26 protein-coding genes are annotated in these 22,802 nt (G+C 61.1%); 10 read left to right on the forward strand and 16 right to left on the reverse strand.

Annotation, left to right across the window (positions count from 1 at the left end):
* Positions 1-13: 13 nt before the first annotated feature.
* A complete protein-coding gene (locus J2Y41_RS13675) occupies positions 14-880 on the forward strand; it encodes a Ku protein (protein WP_224094770.1) in 867 nt (288 codons plus the stop codon).
* Positions 881-972: 92 nt separating this feature from the next.
* Here the strand turns inward: J2Y41_RS13675 and J2Y41_RS13680 are convergent, their stop codons facing one another.
* From J2Y41_RS13680 to J2Y41_RS13695, 4 genes are all read right to left on the reverse strand, one after another.
* Entirely contained in the window at positions 973-1,809 is an 837-nt protein-coding gene (locus J2Y41_RS13680) for a carbohydrate ABC transporter permease (protein WP_224166069.1), read from the reverse strand.
* A complete protein-coding gene (locus J2Y41_RS13685; RefSeq protein WP_309929197.1) occupies positions 1,806-2,777 on the reverse strand; it encodes a sugar ABC transporter permease in 972 nt (323 codons plus the stop codon). Before J2Y41_RS13685 ends, J2Y41_RS13680 begins: the two co-directional genes overlap by 4 nt.
* Before the next feature lie 6 nt (positions 2,778-2,783).
* The gene (locus tag J2Y41_RS13690) at positions 2,784-4,079 is read right to left on the reverse strand and encodes a sugar ABC transporter substrate-binding protein (RefSeq protein WP_309929199.1); all 1,296 of its coding nucleotides are present in this window, start codon (positions 4,077-4,079) and stop codon (positions 2,784-2,786) included.
* A gap of 69 nt (positions 4,080-4,148) precedes the next feature.
* Positions 4,149-5,366, reverse strand: a complete 1,218-nt coding sequence (locus J2Y41_RS13695) for an aminotransferase class V-fold PLP-dependent enzyme (protein WP_309929202.1) — start codon at positions 5,364-5,366, stop codon at positions 4,149-4,151.
* Between the two features lie 253 nt (positions 5,367-5,619).
* On the opposite strand from J2Y41_RS13695, the gene J2Y41_RS13700 reads away from it, so the two are divergent.
* Positions 5,620-6,303 (forward strand): FCD domain-containing protein, encoded by a 684-nt coding sequence (locus tag J2Y41_RS13700; protein ID WP_309929628.1) that lies wholly within the window; start codon positions 5,620-5,622, stop codon positions 6,301-6,303.
* Positions 6,304-6,378: 75 nt separating this feature from the next.
* Here the strand turns inward: J2Y41_RS13700 and J2Y41_RS13705 are convergent, their stop codons facing one another.
* Complete coding sequence (locus J2Y41_RS13705; protein ID WP_224094779.1) at positions 6,379-6,645, reverse strand: Rho termination factor N-terminal domain-containing protein; 267 nt, start codon at positions 6,643-6,645, stop codon at positions 6,379-6,381.
* A gap of 36 nt (positions 6,646-6,681) precedes the next feature.
* A complete protein-coding gene (locus tag J2Y41_RS13710) occupies positions 6,682-7,200 on the reverse strand; it encodes a DUF6328 family protein (protein WP_224166073.1) in 519 nt (172 codons plus the stop codon).
* Positions 7,201-7,315: 115 nt separating this feature from the next.
* On the opposite strand from J2Y41_RS13710, the gene J2Y41_RS13715 reads away from it, so the two are divergent.
* Complete coding sequence (locus J2Y41_RS13715) at positions 7,316-7,582, forward strand: hypothetical protein (RefSeq protein WP_224094781.1); 267 nt, start codon at positions 7,316-7,318, stop codon at positions 7,580-7,582.
* Between the two features lie 191 nt (positions 7,583-7,773).
* Here J2Y41_RS13715 and J2Y41_RS13720 read toward each other — a convergent pair whose 3' ends face one another.
* Positions 7,774-7,944 (reverse strand): hypothetical protein, encoded by a 171-nt coding sequence (locus tag J2Y41_RS13720; protein WP_018778938.1) that lies wholly within the window; start codon positions 7,942-7,944, stop codon positions 7,774-7,776.
* Between the two features lie 302 nt (positions 7,945-8,246).
* On the opposite strand from J2Y41_RS13720, the gene J2Y41_RS13725 reads away from it, so the two are divergent.
* Together J2Y41_RS13725 and J2Y41_RS13730 are read left to right on the forward strand one after the other, a co-directional pair.
* Positions 8,247-8,726 (forward strand): Dps family protein, encoded by a 480-nt coding sequence (locus J2Y41_RS13725; RefSeq protein ID WP_224094784.1) that lies wholly within the window; start codon positions 8,247-8,249, stop codon positions 8,724-8,726.
* 26 nt (positions 8,727-8,752) lie between these two features.
* Positions 8,753-9,742 (forward strand): DNA topoisomerase IB, encoded by a 990-nt coding sequence (locus J2Y41_RS13730; protein ID WP_309929215.1) that lies wholly within the window; start codon positions 8,753-8,755, stop codon positions 9,740-9,742.
* 59 nt (positions 9,743-9,801) lie between these two features.
* Here J2Y41_RS13730 and J2Y41_RS13735 read toward each other — a convergent pair whose 3' ends face one another.
* The 7 genes from J2Y41_RS13735 to J2Y41_RS13765 all read right to left on the reverse strand — a co-directional run bounded on the left by J2Y41_RS13735 (position 9,802) and on the right by J2Y41_RS13765 (position 16,860).
* Positions 9,802-10,080, reverse strand: coding sequence for an HPr family phosphocarrier protein (locus tag J2Y41_RS13735; protein ID WP_223935423.1), 279 nt, complete (start codon positions 10,078-10,080; stop codon positions 9,802-9,804).
* A gap of 34 nt (positions 10,081-10,114) precedes the next feature.
* Positions 10,115-11,827, reverse strand: a complete 1,713-nt coding sequence (gene ptsP / locus J2Y41_RS13740) for a phosphoenolpyruvate--protein phosphotransferase (RefSeq protein WP_309929223.1) — start codon at positions 11,825-11,827, stop codon at positions 10,115-10,117.
* 75 nt (positions 11,828-11,902) lie between these two features.
* Positions 11,903-13,963, reverse strand: coding sequence for a fructose-specific PTS transporter subunit EIIC (locus J2Y41_RS13745; RefSeq protein WP_309929226.1), 2,061 nt, complete (start codon positions 13,961-13,963; stop codon positions 11,903-11,905).
* A gap of 2 nt (positions 13,964-13,965) precedes the next feature.
* A complete protein-coding gene (locus J2Y41_RS13750; RefSeq protein ID WP_224094790.1) occupies positions 13,966-14,952 on the reverse strand; it encodes a 1-phosphofructokinase family hexose kinase in 987 nt (328 codons plus the stop codon).
* Entirely contained in the window at positions 14,949-15,740 is a 792-nt protein-coding gene (locus tag J2Y41_RS13755) for a DeoR/GlpR family DNA-binding transcription regulator (RefSeq protein WP_224094793.1), read from the reverse strand. Before J2Y41_RS13755 ends, J2Y41_RS13750 begins: the two co-directional genes overlap by 4 nt.
* Positions 15,741-16,258: 518 nt before the next feature.
* The gene (locus J2Y41_RS13760) at positions 16,259-16,459 is read right to left on the reverse strand and encodes a hypothetical protein (RefSeq protein ID WP_309929230.1); all 201 of its coding nucleotides are present in this window, start codon (positions 16,457-16,459) and stop codon (positions 16,259-16,261) included.
* 68 nt (positions 16,460-16,527) lie between these two features.
* Positions 16,528-16,860: a hypothetical protein gene (locus J2Y41_RS13765; protein WP_224094797.1), complete on the reverse strand. Its 333-nt coding sequence runs from the start codon at positions 16,858-16,860 to the stop codon at positions 16,528-16,530.
* A gap of 270 nt (positions 16,861-17,130) precedes the next feature.
* Between J2Y41_RS13765 and J2Y41_RS13770 the strand changes: the two genes are divergently transcribed.
* The 3 genes from J2Y41_RS13770 (at position 17,131) to J2Y41_RS13780 (ending at position 19,868) form a co-directional block, all read left to right on the forward strand.
* Complete coding sequence (locus J2Y41_RS13770) at positions 17,131-17,925, forward strand: GAF and ANTAR domain-containing protein (RefSeq protein ID WP_309929233.1); 795 nt, start codon at positions 17,131-17,133, stop codon at positions 17,923-17,925.
* Between the two features lie 300 nt (positions 17,926-18,225).
* Complete coding sequence (locus tag J2Y41_RS13775) at positions 18,226-18,684, forward strand: hypothetical protein (RefSeq protein ID WP_224094801.1); 459 nt, start codon at positions 18,226-18,228, stop codon at positions 18,682-18,684.
* 38 nt (positions 18,685-18,722) lie between these two features.
* Positions 18,723-19,868, forward strand: a complete 1,146-nt coding sequence (locus tag J2Y41_RS13780) for a glutamate--cysteine ligase (RefSeq protein WP_309929237.1) — start codon at positions 18,723-18,725, stop codon at positions 19,866-19,868.
* A gap of 129 nt (positions 19,869-19,997) precedes the next feature.
* Here the strand turns inward: J2Y41_RS13780 and J2Y41_RS13785 are convergent, their stop codons facing one another.
* On the reverse strand, positions 19,998-20,399 hold the full coding sequence (locus J2Y41_RS13785) for a VOC family protein (RefSeq protein ID WP_224094804.1): 402 nt from the start codon (positions 20,397-20,399) through the stop codon (positions 19,998-20,000).
* 10 nt (positions 20,400-20,409) lie between these two features.
* On the reverse strand, positions 20,410-20,859 hold the full coding sequence (locus J2Y41_RS13790) for a helix-turn-helix transcriptional regulator (RefSeq protein ID WP_224166081.1): 450 nt from the start codon (positions 20,857-20,859) through the stop codon (positions 20,410-20,412).
* Positions 20,860-20,884: 25 nt separating this feature from the next.
* On the opposite strand from J2Y41_RS13790, the gene J2Y41_RS13795 reads away from it, so the two are divergent.
* Positions 20,885-21,508, forward strand: coding sequence for a phospholipase (locus J2Y41_RS13795; RefSeq protein ID WP_309929243.1), 624 nt, complete (start codon positions 20,885-20,887; stop codon positions 21,506-21,508).
* A 292-nt stretch (positions 21,509-21,800) separates the two neighbouring features.
* Positions 21,801-22,802, forward strand: a complete 1,002-nt coding sequence (locus J2Y41_RS13800) for a LacI family DNA-binding transcriptional regulator (RefSeq protein ID WP_309929246.1) — start codon at positions 21,801-21,803, stop codon at positions 22,800-22,802.

Raw genomic sequence — 22,802 nt, forward strand, 5'->3', positions numbered from 1 at the left:
GTTGACTGGGTGCATGAGGGCCATATGGAAGGGATCTATCGCGTTCGGTCTGGTCAACGTACCAGTGAAGCTTTACAGCGCCACGGAGGACCACGATATTGGCCTTCACCAAGTCCACAATAAGGACGGGGGACGCATCCGGTACCAGCGGAAGTGTGAAATTTGCGGCGAAGTTGTTGCATACGAAGATATCGACAAGGCCTACGAAGAGGAAGGCCGCACAGTTGTTCTCACAGCGGCCGAATTGAAGTCCTTGCCAGAAGAGAACAGCCGCGAAATTGAGGTAGTGGAATTCATCCCTGCCGAGCAACTGGACCCGATCATGTACGAGCGCAGCTATTTCCTGGAGCCGGATTCCAAATCCCCCAAAGCCTATATGTTGCTGCGGCAGACACTTGAGGACACGGACAGGATTGCAATTGTCCAGTACGCCCTGCGGCAGAAGACACGGCTCGGAGCCCTGCGCGTACGCGGGGACGTACTCCTTCTGCAGGCCCTGCTCTGGGGCGATGAAGTCCGGGAGGCCAAGTTCCCCTCGCTTGAGACGGACATCAAGATCTCCGATAAGGAACTGGAAATGTCCTCCGCCCTGGTGGATTCCATGGCCCACGACTTCGACCCCGAAGAATACACCGACGACTACCAGGTGCAGCTCCGAACGTTGATCGAGGCCAAGCTCGAAAAGGGCGAAGCACTGGATACGGAGGCCACGTTCGGCGTCACGGAAGGCGAAGGGGAAGGCGGCGACGTCATCGATCTCATGGAGGCGCTGAAACGGAGCCTGGACAAGAAGCGCGGCAAGGAAAAAGCGGCCGACGACGACGCTGCCGCCAGCAAAACTGCCAGCAAGCCAAAGACGCGGGCCAAGAAAAAGGCGTGACCCGGCGTCGGGCTCCCAACTGGGTCGCATTTAAGCGCGTTTAGGGCGCCCCAAACGCGCACTGCTGCGACCTAGACTCTGGTGCGTTTGCGTCAGCCTTTGACTGAACCCGCCGTGAGTCCCTGAACGATGAACTTACTGGCGAAGGCGAAGATCACCAGTGTTGGAACCACCGTCAGAACCGCAGCGGCCGACATGGAACCCCAGTCAATGTTGAAACTGGAGATAAAGCCGGCCAATGCCGTCGGAATGGTCTTGTTGCTGTCGCTGTTCATCAGGGTCACCGACAAGAACAATTCATTCCAGCAATTGACGAAGTTGAAGACGAAACTCGCTGCGATGCCGGGCAGCATCACGGGAACAATGACCTTGAAGAGTGCACTCAGCCTGGAGCAGCCATCAATCATGGCGGCTTCCTCCAACGCGTCAGGAACATTCTCGAAAAAGCCACGGAGCATGATGGTGCAGAACGGAATGCAGATCGCGATATAGATCAGGATCAGCCCGGTCTTGGAATCCACGAGTCCGAAGTCGGTCATCATGAGGTAGAGGGGACCCAGTGCAATAAATCCGGGAATCATCTGCGTCACCAGGAACGCCCCCAGCACGGCACCGCGTCCGGAGAAATGGAACCGCGCCAGAACGTAAGCGGAGAGCAGCGAAATCAGTGTTGCCACCGAGGCGGCCACCAGCGCAACCACGAGGCTGTTGAGCATGTACTGGCCAAAGTCGGACTTCGTGAAGAGCCCGATGTAGTTGTCCAAGGACAATTGCCGCGGCCAGTAATCCAGTGGCAGCGAATAGATGGCCCCCGGCTCCTTCAGGGACGTCACCACGATCCAGTACAACGGGAAAACGGTGGCGACCAGGCACAACCCCAGGAAAACAACCTTGGAAATCCTGCCTGCGAGCGTCGGAGTGTTGATCATCGGGCTCCCTTTCGAAAGCGGACAGCCATGAGATAGAAGGCAGCGAACAGCATCAGGGTGAGCACCACGATCAAGCCGAGCGCGGACGCTTTTCCGTAGTCACCCTCCTGCGTAATTTTGATCATGTAGGTGGTGATGATGTGGGTTTGATCGGCCGGTCCACCGCCGGTCATGGCAAAGATGATGTCCGGAAAGTTGAAGATCCAGATCACTCGCAAAAGGATGGTAAGTGCCAAAGTAGTTGCGATGCTCGGCAGCGTGATACTTAAGAACGTCCTTACCTTTCCGGCGCCATCCAAGGCAGCGGCCTCGTACATTTCGTCGGACACCGACTGCAGGGCGGCGAGGATCATGATGGCAAAGAACGTGACGCCGTACCAGATGTTGGCAATGATGATTGCCGTCATGGCGAAGCCGGGATCGGACAGCCACGGAATGGGCGAGCTAATGAGCCCCGCCTTCATCAACAGGTCATTGACCACTCCAAATTCGGCATTGAACATCCACCGGAAAAGCATCCCGATGAGGAAGCCGGATACAGCCCACGGGAAGAAGATCATCGCCTGGTAGGCTCCACGCATCCTGAACCGGCGCTTCAGGAACAGCGCCACCGCGAAACCAATCACCACTTGGGGAACCAGCGAGCCAACAACCCACACCACAGTGTTCCGGACGATTGTCCCGAATTCAGGAGCATCGAACAGGCTCTGGAAATTGGCAAAACCAACCCAGGATGTGTCCGAAAGGTCGTTCAGGTTCCAGTTCCGGAACGCCATCTGGCTCCCGGAGATCATGGGGTAGTACGTGAATACCCCTACGAACAAGGCGGCCGGTGCCAGGAAGGCCAGCAAGGTAAAAGCCGTACGGGCGCTGAACCGTCGTTTGGACAGAGTTCGATTACTGGGATCCGGCTTTTCGGTCTTCCGACCCAATGGTGGGGGTGTGGCCCGCTTGACGTCGAGACTCACCGGAAGCTATCCCTTCATCTTTTCGGTCCAATACGTGTCCCAGCTTGCCAGCAGCTCGGCCGTGGACATCTGCCCCGTGAGCACCCGCTGCAGTTCGCCGTCGGACTTCTTGATCCATTCCGTCCACCACGACACACTGCGGGGTTGGATCGCGGAAACGTACGTGTCCGGGTTCTCGGTCATCTTGACGTAGGCAGCCCAGGGACCGGTGCTGTAGAAGCTGTCTTGTGCTGCGGATTTCAGGATGGGGACGAGGCTGTTGTCCTTGCTGAAGGTGGTGGCGGCGTCTCCCTGCGCCAAGTACTTGATGAGCTTGACTGCCTCCGGCTTGGATTTTGACGACTCCGCGATACCCCAGCCAGCGGAGGCTACGGGCTGCACTGCTTTGCCGTCCGGGCCCACCAGCAGGGGAGCAACGTTCCACTGGTCTTCCTTGATGGACTGCGATTCCTTGACCGTGGCGATGACCTCCGGGTCCTGCAGCAGGAAGGCAGTGGAGCCGTTGCTGAAGCCCTGGACCATCTCCGGGTAGCCCCATGCCACGGACGACGGCGGTGATCCCTTCTTGAAGAGGTCGATGTAGAGGTCCATCGCCTCCTGGGCCTTGGGGGACGAGAAGATCGTTTTGCCACTCGTGAGCTTGAAGGCGTTCTCACGGTCGATCTCGTCAGCTACATAGGCCTCAATGATGGCCACGGCGTTGGAGTTTGCATTGGTGCCCCCGCGGAACGCATATCCGAACTTGTTCTCCGATGGCTTGTTCAGGGCTGCGGCCTGTTCCACCATCTCTGACCAGCTGCTGGGAGGACCGTCGAACCCGGCGTCCTTGACGAGGTCGGAGCGGTAGAACAGGGAAAGACCGTAGAAGCCGTAAGGGATGTAGTAGGTTCTGCCGTTCTGCTTGGAGTACGTGACCGCGTTTTCCGTCAGGTTGTTCCAGCCATCCCAGCCGTCCAGGTCCTTGGTCATGTCATAGAGCCAATTGTTGGCTCCGAAGGATCCCACCGTGATGTCACGCGCTTCCACGACGTCGATCCCCTTGCCGGACTGGAGCATCTGTTGGATCTTCTGATCAGCCTGATCGGTGGGAGGCGAAATGAGGTCGACTTTGATGTCCGGGTTTTCACGCTCGAAGCCTGAAATCAGCTTCTTCAGGGTTTCTGTCCTGGTGGGATTGGTCAGGCTCTCCACCATCTTCAAGGTGACTTTGCCATCGGCAGCATTCTGGCCGCCGCCGCATCCGGCAAGTGCAAGAACAGCCGCCAGGCCTGCTGCCGCAGACGCCATTATTCTGGATTTCACGTGGGTCCTCCGTTTATTTGGTTGAGGTGGGCAATCCATGCGCCGGTTGCGCGGCGCAGGTGGTGCTGTCTAGAGGGATCGGGCGAGCCGCACAAGTTCAGGTACGGCTTTCGCGGCGAAAATCTCGAAGTCCGTGGGCGAGTTATAGAGGTGGGCGGAAAGTCGCAGGAAGCCCTCACCGTCATAGGTGGTCACCGCTGTTTCGATGTCCAGCTCGTCCGAGATGAAAGCCCGCACAGTGTGCGAATCCTCGTGCGAAGTGGCAAGGCCATGCGGCAAGCGGATCAAGCGCAGCGGCCCAACCGGCATGCCGACGTCTACTGTGTGGTCCTGCCCTGTGAAGTCGGCAAAGGCATGGCCAATAAGGGACTCGCCGTAGTCGCAAAGGGCATTGGCGTAGCTGCGAAAAGTTCCCCAGCCGTACCGTTGCGCGATGGTGTCGAACGACGTGCGTGCGGCCATCCAGGACGTAACATCCTGGGTTCCGACGTGGTCGAAGTTCTCCGGGAAGCTGTGGGGAAAGCCCCACGAGTCAATGAGCGGGGTTAGCTTGCTGGCGTGTGCACCACGGGCTACGAGGGCGGCCGTACCCCTCGGAGCGCAAGCAAACTTGTGCAGATTGCCAACCCAGAACCCGTCAAAGTCGGGCACGGGCGATTCCAGGATCCCCGGCGCATGCGCTCCGTCCACGAGCACGGGAATGCCCATGGCAGATGCTGCCTCGGCGATGGCCTCTACGGGAAATGCCCGGGCTGTTGCCGAGGTGATTTGGTCCACCACGATGAGGGCCGTCTTGTTGCTGACTTCTGCCATGACAAGGGCGATTGCGGTCACGGCATCCGCATCCAGCGGCACTTCCGCGATTCGGACCCGAGCGCCGTGTCTCCGGGCCACCCGGTAAGCCCCGTGCAGTACGGCTCCGTAGGCGTGGTTCGTCATCACGATTTCTGAGCCAGGTGCAAACTCCAGTGAGTTATAAACGGCACTGACCCCGGCGCTGGCATTCTGGACCAGTGCCATATGCGCGGCATCGACTCCGAGGAATGCGGCAACTTCCGTACGCGCTGCCGCCACCGCGTTGTACTGCCCCATGAACCACGTACAAGGGTTTGCTTCCATGCGGGCCTTGAGCTCCAGCTGGAATTCCTGCGCCGCGCGAGGAACGGAACCATATGAGCCGTGATTCAGGTGGACCTTGGTGGGAGTGAGGCTCCAGTCGGAGGAGGAAGGCTCGCCGTCCGGGGTCATCATGGGACGGGGAGCCGTGAGGTTGCTGGCTGTGTACACAGAGGCCTTCTTGCTCGGAGAGGCGGGACTGTCTGTAAGTTACCTCACACATTCCGCCAAGACAACAGACAACTTTCGGAAGACATAAGATGACTTTCGGCAAATCCGCGAATCTATGCGCAAAACAGCCACGTATGGCAGTAAGAGATAAGATGTCTTGCGATGTGAAGTCTGACAAGATGTCATATCACTACGCACCTGCGCAGGTGCTGTAGCGTGGACCGAGTCTGGAGGAGGCGGCTAATTGAGTGCAGTGGAAACGGCCATGCAGGGCCTGCGAAACAAGATCGCCTCCGGCGAACTGCTGCCCGGGCAGAAATGCCCTCCCGAAGCGGAGCTGTGCGCCCAGCTTGGAGTCTCACGGAGCTCCCTGCGGGAAGCTGTCCGCGCCATGTCAGCACTCGGAATCATGGAGTCGCGGCACGGTTCAGGGACCTATATCTCCTCTTTGGAACCCACGGTCATCCTTCAGAACTTCGCGCTGCTGGTCGACTTGCTTCCCTTGGACGGCCTTTTGGAGCTCTTCGAGATCCGACGATTGATGGAGTCGCACGCTGCGTCCGCAGCCGCCGCAAATGCCACACCTGCCGCCTTGGCTACCCTGACCGCCCTGGTGGCCGGCATGGAAAGCACGGACGACCCTTCCGAATATTCTGAACTGGATTCGCAGTTCCACGAGGAAATCTGCCGCTCAAGCGGTAACGCCACTCTGGCCGGCTTGGTTCGCCTTTTCCGCTCGCGTGGGGGCCACTTCCATATTTTCGACGGCGATGAGGGCACCACTGTGCGTGAGGGGAGCACGGCCGGCCACGCTGCGATCCTGGAGGCCATTGCCCAGCGAAACCCCACTTTGGCTGCGACTGCGATGGCAGCACATATTGCGCAGACTGAAACCTGGCTCAAAAGGTTACGGCCTGCCCCGCGGCTCACCGACTAATACGGCTCACCGACTAATGAGGAAGCAGCGTCGGCCGGTGATGATGAACGGCCTACACTGTTTTCTTGTTGAATATCAGTGGTTCCGCAGCATTGAAATGATCTCGGACTTCTTCTTGCCGGAGTAGCCCTTGATTCCGAGTTCCTTGGCGCGGGACTTCAGTTTGTCCACAGTCCAATCGTCGTAGTCGCCGGACTTGCCTCCCTTGCGGCCTACTTCCTTGCGTCCCTGCTTGGCCGCAGCATTGGATACGCGGGCCGCTTTTTCCTTGGACGCGCCCTCGTCGCGGAGTTCTTCATATAACTTCGGGTCCTTCAGACTCGAATTCTTCTTTCCAGGCATGGTGCGCTTCCTTTCGCGTATTGATGTGCCTTTTGCTCACGGTGCATTTCCGCTCTTGCCGTTCCCGTTTTGCAGGGCCCGCCGCTGCAGCCATATGGGCATGCCCACAACGAGTAGCAGCAGGACCAGGACGATGAAGCCACCGGCAATCAGGGCTGCTGTTCGGCCGGCGGTGACATCGAAGACCAGGGTGGCCGAACCCACAATCAGGATGGCTACGCCGCCCAAGGCCCATTTGGTGATGGCATCGGCGCTGGAGACGAGAGTGGCTTTGAGTCCCCGGCGGAAAAGGCGGCGATGCACGCTGACCGGAAGAAGGATCAAAGCAGTTGTCAGGGCCGCTGCCATGACATTGAAGAGGTAGAGTCCGCGTTGCCACTCGTCCAGGTGCTCAAAGCGCGCTTGGAAGGGCAAGGTCAGCAGGAAGCCTCCCAGGATCTGGACGCCGGTCTGGAGCACCCGCAGTTCCTGGATCAGCTCCATCCAGTTGCGGTCCATCCGTTCTTCAACGGATTCGTTCCTGCCGGTCCTGGGAACCTGCTCCGGCTCTACCATTCGTACACCTCCAGATAGGTATTGGTGGACGCCGACACTACACCGGACTACGGTCGAACTGTCAGCATTCCTCGAACAATTTTTGGGGCCTCAAAGGATTTCCAAGGAGGAAGAAATGAGTCAGGACGAACACCGCGTTGACCCTGAAGACGCTGCCGGCGGCTATGGCACACCAACGCCTGAGCAGGAACTGCCAGGACAGGGATCGGAGCGTGAAACACCCGAGCGGCCATCGCCGGGTACGCCTCCCGGGCCGGGGGAGCCACCTGAGGGGAGGCCCACTCCGGAAGACCCGGATACTTCTCCCGTTCCGGAGTCGCCGGACGAATTCCCTACTCCGCGGGATCCTGACGTGGCACCTCCTCCCAGTACGGGCGGGTAAAACACTGCGTTTCATGCGAACATGGCGGCTAAAGCGCCCGTTCCGGAGCCTGTATCCGGGTGCCGGATGCGCCGGAGGACTGCCCCTGCTTGCAGTTCGCCTGCAGTGGGACAGTCCTCACGTTCCACGGTATTCATCGGCAGGCCGACCAAAGTCCTTGGCCGGTGCGGGTCATTGTCGCGGTGCGCGCTCTATACCGTGTGTCCCCTGCGGCCTGACATGAAGCTGAGCAACCAGCCGATAGCTGCGATAACGAGGAGGACGACGCCTACCCACAGCAGCCAGTTCAGGGCCTGCGAGAAGCCGCCCACCAAGAGAAGGACAATTGCAACTACACCAGCAATGATCAGAAGCGTGTTCATGGTCAGCACATTCCTTTCTGGGGGAATCCGCAAAGAATCTTTGGATTCCTGACTATGCATTCCTATTTACTTCTACGGTTACTTGGGAGCGTTCCACCGCCTCCAAGTACTTTTTATCGCTACCACTTCCGGCCCTCACCGAGGGGTGAAGTTCGCCAGATGTGAACAGCAACACTCTTCATTGTACTACTAAGCAACCTTATGAAAGAGTTATTGAAGTCGCCACTTGATGAATGACCCACATCGAAGGAATTCGACACCAGGGTTTTTCGCTTGCACCGACCGTCCAAGGAGAGGAAAACATGAAAGCGTCACAGCAGCTTGCAGACAACCTTCAAATCGTCCTGACAGACCTGATCGAGCTACAACTCCAGGGCAAGCAGGCGCACTGGAACATCGTCGGTCCGAACTTCCGTGACCTCCACCTCCAGCTGGACGAACTCGTTGCGGCAACCCGTCAATTCGCGGATGACACCGCCGAACGGATGAGGGCCCTTCACGCCTTGCCCGATGGCCGGAGCGGGACCATCTCCGCCGGCACCCGCCTTGAAGAGTTCCCTGGCGGGCTGGTCAACACCAAGAACGCAGTCAAGCTGGTCACCGAGCGTGTGGAGCGGACCGTCCAGACCATGCGGGACGTCCATGACGAGGTGGACGAAGAAGATCCCACAACGGCGGACCTGCTGCACGAATTCATCGCCCGCCTGGAGCAGCTTGTATGGATGATCAACGCCGAGGTCATGAGCGCTGGAGCCGCAGTCACGGATCCCGACGAAGCCTAGCCCACCCCTGAACTCGATCACTGAAAATGCCAAGGCTTCGGCGAAGTGACCTTTCCAAGCCCGGTATTGAACGCCGCAGGGCCGGCAAAGGGTTCAGTTACAGGTTTCCCGACGGGAGCCTGGTAAGCCAAGAGGATCGCCAGCGCATTAATGCGCTGGCGATCCCGCCTGCGTGGACCGAGGTGTGGATCAGTCCCGACATCAATGGACACATCCAGGCCACGGGTGTGGACGCGGCGGGTCGAAGCCAATACATCTACCACCCTCGGTGGCGCGAACGTAAAGACACCGAGAAGTTCCAGCGGGCCACGGAATTGGGCTCGGTGCTTCCTGGCGTACGCAGGACTGTCACACTGCACTTGAAAGACACCTTGTCTCCCAGGCAGCAGACCCTGGCCGCAGCCGTGCGTCTCATGGATCTGGGCGCTCTCCGCGTGGGCTCTGAAAGCTACATGCGTCAGAACGGCTCCTACGGACTCACCACGCTCAGGTGCCGGCACGCGAGAATCAAGGACAATGCCGTGGGCCTGAAGTTCCCGGGCAAGAGCGGGCAGTGGTGGGACATCTCCATCCAGGATCCCGCGCTGGCAGCTTTCCTGGAGCCGCTGGCCCGCCGGCCCGGCGAGGAACGGTTGCTGGCCTACCGGTCAGATGGTTCATGGGTTTCGGTAGACGCTGCCATGATCAACGAGTACCTCCGCGGAATTGCCGGAGCGGCCTACACCTCCAAGGATTTCCGTACTTGGAAGGGGACCGCGGCGGCAGCCCTGTCCTTGTTGAAGTCCGAAGGCACCATGACGCGGCCCCAGGCTTTGGTGAAGGCCATGAAGGACGCTGCCCAACTGCTGGGCAACACCCCCACCGTGGCGCGAACTTCCTACGTGGACCCCAGGATCGTGGAGGCCTATCTGTCCGGGGAATTGCAGGACGTGAAGCCCACTGAGGCCTCGATTGCAGCCTTCGTCATTGGCAAGCAGAGCCAGGGTCTTCCGGTCCAGGACACAAAAAAGGCCTGAAGCCACCCAAATCCGGGTGTCTTCAGGTCTTTTCCGTGTCGCTGAGGGGTTTAGCGGTCCTACTCGGCGTCGTGGTCCGTTTCGAGGATCTTCACCAGGCTGTCCAGGGCTGCTTCTGCCCCTTCGCCTTCGGCACGCAGCACTACGACGTCGCCGTGGGAGGCGCCCAGGCTCATGAGGGACAGGATGCTCGCTGCGTCCATGGCGTCATCCGCAGGCTCGCCTTCGCGGGCGATGGTGACCTCAAGGTCAAGGTCGCCTGCGGCTTCAGCGAAGATGGCTGCCGGGCGGGCGTGGAGGCCGACGCGGCTTGCGATGGTGGCGGTACGTTCAGGCATTGGTGCTCCTTTGATGTGGGTGGTTGTGGGAAGTCTAGAGGCCGAGCTCGTTCAGGATGGGAATCTGGGCCCGGACCGCGCTGCGTGCCGCGGCTGCGTTGGGGGCCGTCAAGGCAATCGCTGCCAGCTGTTGCGCCTGGGCAACAGTCACAGTGGCAAGCACGGTCGCGACGGCGGCAAGCGCCCGGGCACTCATCGACAGCGTCGCCACGCCAAGTCCAACGAGTACGACGGCGAGTGCCGGGTCCGCTGCTGCCTCACCGCAGACGCCAACCGGCTTGGCCGTGCCGCTTTCGCCGCTGACCTGCGCGGCGCCGTCGGCCGTTAGTTTGACCAACTGCAGGACTGCAGGCTGCCACGGATCGTTCAGGGTGGCGAGCGGCCCAAGCTGGCGGTCTGCTGCCATGGCGTACTGCGTGAGATCGTTGGTGCCAAGGGACGCGAAGCTCACTTCGCGCAGAACGGTGGCGGCGGTCAGCGCTGCCGACGGAACCTCCACCATGACACCCGGGGTTTTGAGCCCGGCGGCGGCGCAAAGCGTTGCGAACCGCGCGGCCTCGTCCGCCGTCGAGATCATGGGCGCCATGACCCAGACCTCGGCGTTGTTGGCTGCTTCGGCCGCGGCGATGGCCTCGAGCTGCCGTTCGAGGACGCCGGGGGACGTGAGGTCCGTGCGGTATCCGCGGACACCGAGTGCGGGGTTCGGTTCGTCGGCGTTGGTGAGGAACGGCAGCGGCTTGTCCGCGCCCGCGTCCAGGGTCCTGACCACAACTTTCTTACCCGGGAAGGCTGCAAAAACGGCTCCGTAAGCCGCGATCTGTTCCTCCACAGTGGGTTCGTCGTCGCGGTCCAGGAAGCAGAATTCCGTCCGCAGAAGTCCAACGCCCTCGGCGCCGGCGTCGGCCGCTTTGACCGCATCCGCACCCGTGCCAACGTTTGCCAACAACGGCACGCGGAAACCGTCGGCCATGGTGTTGTTCCCGCTGAAGGCCGCCAGCGTGGAAGCCTGGGTGGCCCACGCCTTGGCAGCCAACCGCAGGTCTTCACCGGGCTCAACTGTGATGGTGCCCGCGGCGCCGTCCACATAGACCTCGGTGCCATCCGCAATCTCGTCCACGCCCAGCGCGGCTACGACGGCGGGCAAGCCGAGAGCACGGGCAAGGATGGCTGTATGCGACTGCGGCCCGCCGCTGGAGGTAATCAGCGCGACTACCTTGGATGGGTCCAGCGTGGCAGTATCAGCAGGTGCCAGGTCCTCAGCCGCCAGGATGAACGGTACATCGGAGGCCGGGATCCCCGGTGCCGGCAGGCCCCGGAGCTCAGACACTATGCGTGCCCGGACGTCCAGGACATCCGCCACGCGCTCGGCCATGTACCCGCCCAGGCCCTTGAGGGTCTCAGCCACCGTTCCGCCAGCCTCCCAGATTGCACGTTCAGCAGTCCGTGCACCACCTGGAGCCTCAGGAGACAACAGCTTGATGGCCGATTTCACCAGCATGGGGTCGGCGGCCATCAAAGCCGTTGCTTCCAGGACTTCCTTGCCTTCTCCGTTGGCCGTAGCCGCACGGGCCCTCAGTTCAGCCTGAACCGCCTTGGCAGCGTCCTTGATGCGCTGCCCCTGCGATTCAACCGTGACGTCGGCAGGAATGTTGACGTTCGGGTGCGGCTCCTGGACCGGTTTCGGCATCTGCTTTACCGGTGCCAGGACGCGCCCGGGAGCTACGCCTACGCCTGAGAAGGTCTGCATGTATCTGGTCCTCTGATTGCTTGGGTGCTGTTGGGCTGACGGGTTATCTGCCGGCGCCTACACGCCTGCCGGGACTTACACGCCTGCTGGGACGGGAACTGCCTCGGCCTCAACCGGCTTGCGGACAGCCCAGCGCTTGAGGGCAATTACAAGGAGCGCGGTGATGACCACACCGACAGCGATCGACAGGAAGAACAACAGGAAGTTGTCGATTGCGAAGAACACGAAGATGCCACCGTGCGGAGCTTTGGACGTGACCGCGAAGGCCATGGACAGGGCACCGGTTACGGCGCCCCCCACCATGCTGGCGGGGATGACGCGAAGCGGGTCAGCAGCTGCGAACGGGATGGCGCCCTCGGAGATGAAGGATGCGCCCAGAAGCCAGGCGGCCTTTCCGTTTTCGCGCTCAGCCAAGGAGAACAGCTTCTTATCCAGCACGGTAGCCAGGGCCATGGCGAGCGGCGGAACCATGCCCGCTGCCATCACGGCGGCCATGATCTGCCACGGTGCCTGGTTTGCCACCGTTGCCGTGCCGAGGCCCGCAACAGCGAAGGAGTACGCAACCTTGTTGACAGGACCACCAAGGTCGAAGCACATCATGAGGCCCAGGATGATGCCGAGGACGATTGCGCCTGCGCCGGTGAGGCCCGAAAGGCCGGTGTTCAGTGCCTTGGTCAGTGCCACGATCGGAGCACCAAGGATCAGGAACATCAGGCCGGAGGCCACCAGGGAGGCGAGCAACGGAATAATGACCACAGGCATCAGGCCACGCAGCCAGCGGGGAACATCGAGTTTGCCGATCTGGAAGGCGATGTAGCCGGCCAGCAGACCGCCAACAATGGCCCCGAGGAAGCCTGCGCCCATGAACCCGGATACAGCGCCGGCAACAAAACCGGGGGCAATGCCGGGACGGTCAGCGATGGCGTAGGCGATGTAGCCGGCCAGCGCGGGAACCAGGAATCCGAGGGACAGTGCGCCGATCTTGAACAGCACAGCACCGATGTAGGCGCCGAGCGGACCCCAGGCGTTGTCCGGGAACTCGGTGGGCAGGTTAAAGATGCTGTTCTCAACCAGCATCTTGTCAGCGAAGCCGGTGATTTCGTAACCGCCAAGCAGGAAGCCGATCGCAATCAGCAGGCCGCCACCGGCGACGAACGGGATCATGTACGAAACACCAGTGAGGAGTGCGCGCTTGAGCTTCTGGCCGATGTGCTCGCCCTTTTCCTCAGCAGCACGCTCGGCCTGCTCTTCGGCACCGAAGTGCGGGACGCGGCGGGCGTGCGGGTCATCCGCAGCAGCCAACGCTTCCTGGACCATCTTGGTGGGTTCATCGATGCCGCGCTTAACCGGAGCGTTGATGACCGGCTTGCCGGCGAAGCGCTCCTTGCCACGGACGTCCACGTCGACAGCGAAAATCACTGCGTCAGCAGCGGCAATGATGGCCGGATCCAGCGGCTTGGCCCCGGAGGAACCCTGCGTCTCAACCTGGAGATCCACGCCCATTTCCTGGGCAGCGGCAACCAGTGAGTCAGCAGCCATGTAGGTGTGGGCGATGCCGGTGGGGCACGCTGTAACGGCGACGATGCGCTTGGGTCCGGCAGCCGCCGTCGTGGTTGATCCGGCAGTGGCCCCAGCGGCAGCGGGTGCTGCAGCAGCTTCGGTGGCCGGAGCAGCTGCAGCGGGCTTGTCCGCCAAGGCCCCATCAACGAGGTCCACGATGTCCTGCTCAGTGGCTGCCGCGCGCAACGCTGCCGTGAAGTCCTTCTTGATGAGGGAGCGGGCCAGCTTGGAGAGCAGCTTCAGGTGCTCCTGGTCAGCGCCGTCCGGGGCGGCAATGAAGAAGATGAGGTCCGCCGGGCCGTCCTTGGCGCCGAAGTCCACCTTGTGGGACAGGCGGGCCATGGCAAGGGCGGGCTCGGTGACTTCGGCCGAGCGGCAGTGCGGAATCGCTATGCCGCCGGGGACGCCGGTAGCGGTTTTCTGCTCGCGGGCGAAGGCATCAGTGAAGAGCCCTTCAACCTCGGTAGCACGGCCAGCAGCGGCGACTTTGCCGGCCAGGACGCGGATGACGTCGGCAGGGGAGTCGCCCAGGTTCTGGTCGAGGATGACCAATTGGGGTGTGATCAGCTGGGTCACTGTTAGTCCTTCTGGAGGGCCGTGATGGTTACGGCGTTGGGGGTTGTCTGGTGGACTGCAGGGACAGTGGAGCCCGGCAGCGAAGCAGCAGCGGCACCATGTGCCACGGCCTGACGAAGGCAGTCCTGGGCGGAACCGCCTTGGATAGCAGCCAGCAAGTAGCCGGCCAGTGCAGAATCCCCGGCGCCCACCGTGCTGACGGCCTGGATGGGAGGATGCGTGGCCAGCCACGCCCCATCGGCCGTCACCAGGATTGCGCCCTTGGATCCGAGTGTTGCCAGAACGGCGCCCACACCGCTTTCGACGACGGCGGCAGCAGCTTGGGCGGCTCGTGCCGGGTCGGCTTCCAGTTCCTCGGCGGTGGAGACAATGGCGAAGCCGGCAGCGGCAGCGAGCTCTGCGAGCTCTTCGGCGTTGGGCTTGAGGAGATCGGGTTTTCCTGCGGCATCGCCTTTCAAAGCTGCCGCAAGCGGAGCCCCGGAAGAGTCGATGGCGATGCCGGGGATGGCCGATCCATCAGTGTTCGACCGGAGTCGACGAGCGATTGTGGCGTAGAAATCCGCGGGCACTCCTGGTGGGAGCGAGCCTGCGAGAACCACCCAGCTGGCGCCACGGGAGCGCTCCAGCAGCAGCCCGATCAGGGCTTCCTGCTGTTCGTCGCTCAGCTCCGGGCCGGGTTCGTTGATCTTGGTGGTGACGCCATCCGGTTCGGTGAGGGTGACGTTGCTGCGTAGCGCCTGACCGATAGGCAGGGCAGCGAACGGCACGCCGGCGTCGTGCAGTCCGGAAAGTACCGGATCCGAGTCAGCGCCTGGAAGGACGGCAAGTGTTTCGAGGCCGGAAGCCACCAGGGCGCGGGAAACGTTGACGCCTTTTCCGCCCGACTCCTGGTGGACGGCGACGGCACGTTGTACCTCGCCGCGGGCCAGTGGTGCCGGAAGCTCCACCGTGCGGTCCAGGCTTGGGTTGGCCGTGAGTGTGACGATCATGCGATCACCACGTCAACGCCGGCTTCGGCCAGGGCTGCGCTGAGTTCAGCGGAGGGTTCACTGTCTGTAATCAAAGTGTCAACATCCTTCAGGGTGGCGAACTGGACCAATGTCTCGGCGTCCAGCTTGGAAGAATCGGCCAAAGCCACAACGCGGCGGGCTGACTTAACGAAGGCGGCTTTTACCGCGGCTTCTTCAGGATCGGGCGTACTTAGCCCGAAGGTGGCGTGGATGCCGTTTGCGCCGACGAAGGCGATATCAGGACGAAGCCTGAAAGCGGCCTCCACTGTGGACTGTCCGACGGCGGCCTGGGTCAGCCCGCGTACCCGGCCACCCAGGATCTGAAGGGCGATGCCCGCTGTGGAGGACAGCTTGCCGGCAATGGGAATGGCGTGGGTGATGACCACGAGTTCTTCGTTGCCGTTGGCTGCAGGTGTGCGCTGGGCGAGCAGGTCTGCCAGGGTTTCCGTTGTCGAGCCTGCGTCCAGCAGGATGCTGCCCGTGGTGAGTTCCGGAATCAGGGCGAGCGCGGCAGCTGCGATGCGGTGTTTCTCGGATTGGCGCTGGATGGCGCGCTCCAGGATGCTTTCCTCGCGGGTACTCAAGCGGTCTGAGGGGACAGCCCCACCATGAACGCGGCGCAGGCTCCCCGAAACTTCGAGAGCTGCGAGATCACGGCGGATGGTTTCCGTGGTGATGCTGAAACGGTCGGCGAGGTCAGTGACGCTCACCCGTCCGCGCTCTGCGACGAGTGCGGAGATCAGTTGTTGGCGCTCTTCAGCGAACACTTACCCTCCATTGCGGTAAAGCCATTTGTCAGTGCAGCCCATCAGGTGACTGCTGTCACAACGATGTGGAATTGCTTGACTCTATCTTTGTTTGTGTTGGTAAGTCAATAGAAACCAACATAAACAAAGATTGGATGGGGGGTTAGCTGTTCGTAGGGCGTTGAGGCTGGCTGGCTACGGGCAGGCCAAAATTCGGGCACGCCAAAGTTTCGGGCACGCGAAAGGGCATGCCACACTCCCTGTAGTGCGGCATGCCCTCCTTCGGGTCCTGACTGGGGGATTTGCCAGGATCCGGTCTATGGGGTTGGAAACCTCCTAAAGAGGTGGCTGTCCAGGCGGCTGTCCGGGACCCGGCGGCGCCGGTGGTGACGGCACTGTTGGCCCCGGCGTCGGGTCCGGGACCGGGGGAGGCCCTGGTTCCGGCAAGGGAACCGGCTCCGGTGTGGGTCCCGGTTCCCTGGTGGGATCTTTCCGGGTGGGATCCGGTTGCGAAGGGTCCGGCGGGAAGTCAGTCAAGGTCAAACGCCCCGTAGGTGCGTGGCACGCCGATGAAGTTCGCGCGCGACGCTGGGCGAGTACCTGCTGATGTCCCACCCGGAGCCTGGGTAGTCGATCGGAAGATTGTCCGGGTCCGGCGGATCCGGAAGCTTGTGCTTTCTAACCGGCCTGTGATCAGTGCCGGTAACTGGAGACTCGTCCTTCTTTGAATCCGTCTGCATGTTTTCCCTTCCTGTTCCTCTACCTCTGTTAAAACTGGTTTCGTTGCTAGGGGGCGTGATTACCGCATCTAGTCCGGGATTTCCATGCGGAAGCCGCACGGGCAGCGGAGGATGCGGGTATTGATGATGACCTCGTACATTCGTAGTTGGCCACCAGGCTTCAGGACAAGCGGGGCCTGGATCCGCCGTAGCTCGCAACTACTGGTCCTCATGGGTTCCCCACAATGCAAGTACTGGCCCCCGAACTGCAGTACTCCCTGGGAAACCCCGGGGCGGTTCAGGACGACAGCCACTCTTTGTACCGTGGCGGTCTGGTCGTAGGAGTAATTGCAGGCGTGGCATTCGTAGGCCACATCTACCGTGTTGGGGGAGGGAGGATAGTGCGATTGGATCGAATCCACCACCAAATGTTGGTCAGTATTGCAGCGTGTACACCATAGGGGGTCGTCTGGTTGGTGGGCTTCGTCGGGAACTCTTGACTCGGGCTGGGCCGACATGGGATTTACCTCTGCATTGTTAATGCGGGGTGCCCGTCTGCATGAGCTGTAAAGCCTGTCCGCCAATGCGGACTCTAGCTAGATTGTGCACATAGGTGCACGGCAGATGCAAGGATTCTGGAGCTTGTTCTTCCGGGAGTGACGAGTTGGCTCCGGACGATCGTAAACTGAATCATGGACGAAATGCACGTTGATTTTGCGGTGCCGGACGATGTCCCAGCGCCGCCGGATACTGTCCCATCGCTTGACGATGTTTCGGTGCCTGAACAACTTCAGGACTTGGTGATCGACAGCGATGATGTAGCGGGATTCCTGCATGATCTTGCCGTCTTCTCCGCGGCCTCCGTTTCCGAAGCCGTAGGCCTGGACGTCCTGTGCGGCATCACTTTGAGCAGGCGCCGCCGCACTGCAACCGTGGCCGGAAGTACCCATGAAGCGAGGCTGATCGATGAAGTTCAGCAAGCTTACGGCGATGGCCCCTGCCTGGAGGCCATGCGCACCCATGCCACGGTGCATGTGCCCGATACCTCCACCGAGGAAAGATGGTCCGAGTACTGCACTGTCATCGCGGAACGCGGGCACCTTTCGGCCCTTTGCGTCCCGCTGGAGTTGGATGAGGGGGCTACGGCAGCCCTGAACTTCTTCGCCCCGAAGGCCAATGTCTACGACGACGAGACAATCCGGAATTGTGAGTTGTACGCCAGCCAGGCCGAGCGTTCATTGAGGTTGGCCGTGAGGATCGGCGTCAAGCAGCAGCATGCCGAGGATCTTCAGGCGGCAATGCAGTCCAGGACAGTGATCGACTTGGCCTGCGGCATCATTATGGGCCAAAACCGCTGTAGCCAGGATGAGGCCTTCAGGATCCTCACCAAGGCTTCCAACGGTCGCAACCAAAAACTCAGGGACGTGGCTGAGCAGCTCATCAAGGCTGTGGCGGCCGAAGCTCCCGTAGCGCACTTTGAGCCCTAAGGGCTGTCGCCGGAGTTTCCATCCCACCGTTAGGACGTGTGACGGACCTTGCACACTTGTGACGCCCGCCACTGATGAACTACATTCATAGGTGGGTTAAGCAGATAGCCCTTGGAGACTCATGACCTGAAGCCATCCAAGATGGTCCAAGAACTGCACCTTAAGCTGTGGCCACAATCGGCCGGCTCGCCGCGTGCATCCATGCAGGCCTCCTCGAGGAGCAATCAGCTTCTCCCGACGCGATTCAATATGTTGTCGGAACCCACCTCGCGGTGGATACGTGCATAAAGGAGAATGGCAATGACGCTTGGATCCCCTATTCCCGCCCCTAAACCCATGGTTGGGGCGAAACCCGCAACTTTTGACACCGCCACACGGCCTTGGTGCACTGTTTGCAATACTGATTCGTACATTTTTGTTGAGACCGTCGTAGAAGCAGAGCCAAACCAGTCCGAAATCGTTGAAGTCAGCTATACCTGCAGTGAGTGCGATACGTTTTACGCCCACCCCGTGCCCCTGGTTGAACTAGTACCGGAGATCCAAGCCGAATTCCTGTCTACGTCCGCATCCGGCCTGTGGTTCAGCTGCACGCATTGCGGCGAGCCCATGACGTTGGGACGCCCCTCGGAGAGCATCATCGAGCCACCCCGTAGCACCGACGACCCGGACGGCCCGAGCCTGTTCGAGGTCTATCTGCAAACGCAGGTGCTCCATTGCCGCTGCGGTTTCCAGATGGAGGTTCCGCGCCACGTGGGATAACCGCGGCATCTAATTTCGTTACTGCGGGGAGGGTAGCTATGCGTACGTTTGGCGTCGAGGAAGAGTTGCTGATCGCAGATCCCGTTGACGGGATGCCGCTACCGCTTGCTGCCGGCATTCTGGACATAGCTGCCCAACCCCACATGAACGAGGCAACTTATCCGGAAGCCGGGGATTCCCTCAAGTCCGAGTTCAAACAGGAACAGATTGAGGTGAATTCCCGGCCTTGCCGGACAGCAGCGGAGCTTCGCGACGAGATACGCCTTGGCCGGGCATTGGCCGACTCGGCTGCACGGACCTTGGGCGCCAGGGTGGCAGCCTTGGCCACACCCCCCGAATTCCATGCGACGCCCACCCTGGGCAATCAACGCTACGCAACCATGGGCACCGAGTTCGGCCTTATTTCGCGCGAGCAGCTAACCTGCGGATTCCACGTCCACGTGGCGATCGAATCGCCGGATGAAGGCGTGGGCGTCCTGGACAGGATGCGCCAATGGCTGCCTGTGCTCCTGGCATTGAGTGCCAATTCTCCGTTTTGGATGGGCTCCGACACAGGCTTTGCCAGTTACCGGACCCAAATTTGGAACAGGTGGCCCACGGCCGGGCCAATGGATGTCTTCGGTTCGGCAGAAGGCTACCGCGGGGTGCTCGCGAACCTCCTGGGCACAGGCGTCCCCTTGGACGAGGGCATGATCTACTTCGATGCCCGCCTTTCCAGAGGCCATCCCACTGTTGAACTCCGCATCGCAGACGTCTGCCTGTACGCCGAAGACGCACTCACCATCGCGGTGATTGCCCGGGCTTTGGTGGAGACCGCGGCGACACAATGGCGGAAGGGGGAGCCGCCGTCGGACGCTTTGACCAGCCTGTTGCGCATGGCCAACTGGCGGTCCAGCCGCTTTGGCATCAACGATCAACTGATACACCCGACGGACCACCGGCCCTATCCTGCTGCGGATGTAGCGGGGGCCTTGTTGAGGCACGTACGCGGGGCGCTGACTAGATCCGGGGACCTGGCACTCGCCCGGTCCGGCGTGGCGAAGATCCTGCGCCGCGGCACGGGTGAACGTCTTCAGCGTCAGGCTTACAACCGGCGGCTCAGGCTCTCCGATGTCGTTTCCGCTGCCATCGCCTCGACGCACGAGTACGGCGAACGCTCAAGCGCTGGCCTGTTGAGCCACTGATTGGTGGCTGCGGAACCGGGAAAATCACCCCACATTCCGCGGAAAGTACGATGACCTGCGGAAAGCACGACGGCGGCAGGCCCGGTAAGTGCGCCGGGTACCCGCCGTCGTCGTACTGATACTGGGGCGTTAGCCCTGGTTGATGCGGATCATGTTCCCGGATGGATCGCGGAAGGCGCAGTCGCGGGGCCCCCAAGGCTGCACAATCGGCTCCTGGAGCACTTCGGCACCCGACGCGCGCAGCCTTTCAAACGTCGCGTCGAGATCGTCCGTGTTGAAGACGAGCATGGGCATGACGCCTTTGGTGAGCAGCTCCTGGATGGCGTCGCCATCAGCCTGGGAGCGGCCGGCGTGCGGAGGGGAAAGAACGAGTTCGAGGTCCGGCTGGGCATCGCTGCCCAGGGTGACCCAGCGCTGGCCGTCCGAGCCGACGTCGTTCCGGACTTCCAGGCCGAGGGCGTCGCGGTAGAAGGCGAGCGACTCATCGACATCGTTGACGGTGACGTGTGCGTACTTCAATGAAATGTTCATGTCTCACACGCTATTGCAGCTGTGAGACCGGCGCTTCTTCAATCCTGCTCAGGTTCTTACTGCCGTTTCTTTCAGGGCGCGTTTGCTGCTTCGCGATGCAGGTGGGCATCGCCTTCACTGCATGGTGCTCGCGCGAGCGGTATTCGCTGGGCGTTACGCCGACGATCTCCGTGAAGCGTGAACTGAAGGAGCCCAAGGATGTACAGCCCACCTCCATGCAAGCATCGGTAACGCTGGTTCCGGCCCGCAGCAGGGCCATGGCACGTTCGATGCGCCGGGTCATGAGGTAGTTGTAGGGAGATTCACCGTATGCGGCCTTGAACTGGCGGGAGAAATGCGCGGGGGACATGAGGGCACCGGCCGCCATAGTGGGCACATCCAAAGGCCGCGCGTACTCGCGATCGATGAAATCGCGGGCGCGCCGCAGATGGGCCAGGTTGGCCAGTTCCTGCGGTGTCATGGGGCCAGTCTACTAGGCTCGTTCCATGGATTCAGTGGTCTGGTCGAAGCCCGAAAACCAGCGCGGGGGCACCCCGTTGCTGGTGATGATGCATGGCTACGGCACCAGCGAGCAGCGCATGATGGACCTGTTTCCGTTTCTTCCCGCGGAATTCACCTGTGCGGCCCTTCGCGGCCCGAAGGAAATTGGCGACCACTACGGTTGGTTCCTCCTGGACTACTTCCTGACGAACGACTTCGCCGACGTCATCACTTCAACCAACTCCGTTTTCAACTGGATCAACACCGTGAAAGAGAACCACAGCAGCGTCAGCCTGCTCGGCTACTCGCAGGGAATGGCCATGGCCAGCACGCTCCTGCGGCTGCGGCCCCACGCTTTCAAGGCAACGGTTGGCCTGTCCGGGTTTGTCCTGGACAACGACCTCCTGGCGCTCAGCGAATCCTTCGATTCGCCTCCGCCGTTCTTTTGGGGCCGCGACAAGGCGGACCCGGTGATCAATGAAGACGCCATCGCCCACACTGAAGAGTGGTTGCACGCGAACGTTGCCCTGACGGCGCGGACGTACCCGGGAATGGGGCACAGGATCGAGCCTGCGGAGCTGGTGGATGTCAGCGCGTTCCTTCGGTACTACGTTTTGAACGGGCACTGAGGGTTTTGAACGGGCACTGAGGGTTTTGAACGGGCACTGACGGTGAACGGGAGCTTAGGCGCAAGCTCCGGATTAGACGGCATCAGCCCCTCAGAATCAACCTTTCCGTGAGATTCGCGTCACAAATTCGCATTCGACCACACACTATTGAATGACAAAATTGTAAGCGCTTACACTTTTGGCTTGCGGCCGCCCCAATGTGGGAGCTCTCCCCGGGTGCAGTGCCGTTATCCCAACGTGTAATCGAGTATGGAAAGGGTTGAGGCCGTGTTGCATGGTTAGGACTCACAGGGTGACAATCCAGGACGTCGCAGTCCTCTCCGGATTGTCCATTTGTACGGTGTCCAGGGCTCTGAGGAATCTCCCCAACGTTTCCGAAAAGGCCCAACGGCAAGTGGCGGAAGCCGCAAACAAGCTGGGCTACAAAGCCTCGGCAGCAGCATCGAGACTGGCGGGTGGCAGCACGGGTTCCGTGGCCATCATCGCCCCCACCGCTACAGCCTGGTTCTTCGCGCAGGCGGTGGAAGCGGCAGAAGAGGTCTTCGGTGACAGCGGCTACGACACCGTCCTGATCAGCCTTCGCAACAAGACCAGCGTGCGTAAGCAGGTCTTCGGCGATCTTGAACGGTTGGCGCAAAGGGTGGACGGGCTGCTCCTGCTCAATGTTGACCTCGACCCCGGGGAAGTGGAAGCCTTGGAGGCTTCCGGGCTGCCAGTCGCCAGCGTGGGCATGCGGAATGTTCCGTGGGACAATGTTGGTATCGATGACGAGCACGCAGCTTGGCAGGCCACCCAACACCTGCTGGGGCTGGGCCATTGGGACTTGGCCGTTCTCTCGAGCAATGAACACTCCGTTGTGACTGAGACCCCACGGTTCCACGGCTTCAGGCGTGCACTGGATGAACACCACCTCACCGTCCACCCGGACCTTGTGGTGGCTGCCGGGCCAAGCATCGACGACGGCCGCCGGGCAATGACCGAACTCATCACCCGCGGCGCACGGCCCACTGCAGTGTTCGCCCATTGTGACGAAGCAGCGTTCGGCGCGCTGATGGCCTTGCGGGAGCATGGCTTGTCCGTGCCCAAAAACGTTTCCGTGATCGGAATCGATGACCACCCCATGAGCTGGTTCCTTGGACTGAGCACTGTGGCGCAACCCGTTGCCGACCAAGGTGCCTTCGCCGCGAACCTGCTGTGCGAACGACTTTTAAATACAGATCCCCCCAACCCACCCTCCAACCACCTGCTCGATACCAAGCTCATCGAACGCAAAACCACGCGCCACAAGCGCTGA

The organism is Arthrobacter sp. 1088 (assembly GCF_031455315.1).
In the GTDB taxonomy this organism is placed as follows: domain Bacteria; phylum Actinomycetota; class Actinomycetes; order Actinomycetales; family Micrococcaceae; genus Arthrobacter.